This window comes from uncultured Aquincola sp. (assembly GCF_964001545.1).
Lineage (GTDB): Bacteria > Pseudomonadota > Gammaproteobacteria > Burkholderiales > Burkholderiaceae_C > Aquincola.
This window is the reverse complement of sequence record NZ_CAXFDV010000174.1, coordinates 1-2431: the sequence shown is the minus strand read 5'-3', so window position 1 is coordinate 2431 and position 2431 is coordinate 1. Positions and strand designations below refer to the sequence as shown.

General features: G+C 69.2%; 3 protein-coding genes. 2 read left to right on the top strand and 1 reads right to left on the bottom strand.

What is annotated here, in order from left to right:
* Positions 1–97, bottom strand: a 97-nt coding sequence (locus ABNT58_RS05985; RefSeq protein ID WP_348752591.1) for an NAD-dependent epimerase/dehydratase family protein, incomplete at its 3' end; no start/stop codon positions are given.
* A gap of 195 nt (positions 98–292) precedes the next feature.
* On the opposite strand from ABNT58_RS05985, the gene ABNT58_RS05980 reads away from it, so the two are divergent.
* Together ABNT58_RS05980 and ABNT58_RS05975 are read left to right on the top strand one after the other, a co-directional pair.
* Positions 293–1636, top strand: a complete 1344-nt coding sequence (locus ABNT58_RS05980) for a UDP-glucose/GDP-mannose dehydrogenase family protein (RefSeq protein ID WP_348752590.1) — start codon at positions 293–295, stop codon at positions 1634–1636.
* 25 nt (positions 1637–1661) lie between these two features.
* Positions 1662–2431, top strand: a 770-nt coding sequence (locus ABNT58_RS05975; RefSeq protein ID WP_348752589.1) for an alanine racemase, incomplete at its 3' end; no start/stop codon positions are given.

Genomic DNA, 2431 nt, shown 5'->3' with positions numbered 1-2431 from the left:
GGTTGTCGATGCCGACCACCTCGTCGCCACGGGCCAGCAGCAGGCGGGCGACATGGGCGCCGATGAAGCCGGCAGCGCCGGTGAGGAGGATTTTCATGGGGGTGTGGGCACGTGCGGTTGTCGGCCGGATGCAGCCAAAGTGCCAGGATTGTGTGTCAAGCGAGTACGAGTGCCCGGCGCTTCAGGTGCAGGAATCCCACGTGTAACGGGCACGCGGCGTGCGTGTCGCACTGCGCAGGCAGAATCGCTGCAGTTGAAAGGGCCGGTGGCCCGCATCAGGGAGAGCAGAAGCATGAAGATCACCGTCGTCGGTGCCGGTTACGTAGGTCTGGTCACGGGCGCATGCCTGGCGGAGATGGGCAATCACGTGGTGTGCCTCGATGTGGACGAGCGCAAGATCGCCATGCTCCAGCGTGGCGAGATCCCCATCCACGAGCCCGGGCTCGATGCCGTGGTGCAACGTAACGCTGCTGCCGGCCGCCTGCAGTTCACCACCGACGTGGCCGCGGCCGTCGGCCACGGCACCCTGCAATTCATCGGCGTCGGCACCCCGCCCGACGAAGACGGCTCGGCCGACCTGCAGTACGTGCTGGCCGCCGCCCGCAACATCGGCCGCCACATGACCGACTACAAGGTCATCGTCGACAAGAGCACCGTGCCCGTGGGCACCGCCGACAAGGTGCGCGCCGCCGTGCGCGAAGAGCTGGCCGCACGCGGCCTGAGCATGGACTACGCGGTGGTCAGCAACCCCGAGTTCCTGAAGGAAGGCGCTGCGGTCGACGACTTCATGCGCCCGGACCGCGTGGTCGTCGGCTCCGACGACGAGCGCGCCACGCTGCTGATGCGCGCCGTCTACGCGCCCTTCATGCGCAACCACGACAAGCTGATCGTGATGGACGTGCGCAGCGCCGAATTCACCAAGTACGCCGCCAACGCCATGCTGGCCACCCGCATCAGCTTCATGAACGAGCTGGCGCTGCTGGCCGAGCGCGTGGGCGCCGACATCGAACTGGTGCGCAAGGGCATCGGCAGCGACCCGCGCATCGGCACGCACTTCCTCTACGCCGGTGCCGGCTACGGCGGCTCCTGCTTCCCGAAGGACGTCAAGGCGCTAATCCACATCGGCTCGGACAACGGCGTGCCGCTGCAGGTGCTCAACGCGGTGGAAGCCGCCAACGAGCGGCAAAAGCATGTGTTGGTCGAGCGCGTGGTGGCCCGCTTCGGCGAAGACCTGAGCGGCCGCACGCTGGCCGTGTGGGGCCTGGCCTTCAAGCCCAACACCGACGACATGCGCGAGGCGCCCAGCCGCGTGGTGATCGCCGAGCTGGTCAAGCGCGGCGCCAAGATCCGCGCCTACGACCCGGTGGCGATGCAGGAAGCCCAGCGTGTGCTGGAAGGCGTGCCGGGCGTCACCTTCGTCACCGGCCAGCAGGCCGCGCTGGAAGGCGCCGATGCGCTGCTCATCGTCACGGAGTGGAAGGAATTCCGTAACCCCGACTTCGACTACATCAAGGCCACGCTGAAGCAGCCGGTGGTGTTCGACGGCCGCAACCTCTACGAGCCGGCGCTGATGAAGGCCTTCGGCATCGAGTACCTGGCCATCGGCCGCGCCGCCGCGCTGCCCACCGACGCCTGAGATCCACCGACCCTTTGCCGTTCCCATGACCGACACCGCTTCGCCCCCCGCCGCGCGCCGCCTGCCCGAGCACGTGCCCCAGCAGCAGTTCGCGGTGCAGGAGGGCGAGCTGGTGGTCGGCGGTGAGCGGCTGTCGGTGCTGGCCGAGCGTGTCGGCCAGACGCCGTTCTACGCCTACGACCGCGGCGCGCTGCGCCAGCGCGTGGCCGAGCTGCGCCAGGCGCTGCCGCGGCAGGTCAAGCTGCACTACGCGATGAAGGCCAACCCGATGCCGGCGGTGGTCGGCTTCATGGCCGGCCTGGTCGACGGCATCGACGTGGCCTCGGCCGGCGAGCTGAAGGTGGCGCTGGACGCGGGTGCCGACCCGGCCGAGGTGAGCTTTGCCGGGCCGGGCAAGACCGAGGCGGAGCTGCGCCGGGCGGTCGCTTCGCGGGTGTTGATCAACCTGGAATCGCCGCGCGAGGTCAAGCTGCTGGCCGGCATCACCCAGCGGCTGGGCCTGCCGGCGCGGGTGGCGGTGCGCGTGAATCCCGACTTCGAGCTCAAGGGCTCGGGCATGAAGATGGGAGGCGGGCCCAAGCAGTTCGGCGTCGACGTCGAGCAGCTGCCGGCGCTGATGGCCGAGATCCGCGCCGCCGGACTGGCCTTCGAGGGCTTTCACCTCTTTGCCGGCTCGCAGAACTTGCGGGCCGAATCCATCTGCGACGCGCAGCAGCAGTCGTACGCGCTGGCGTTGCGCCTGGCCGAGATCGCGCCGGCGCCGGTGCAGTTCCTGAACCTGGGCGGCGGCTTCGG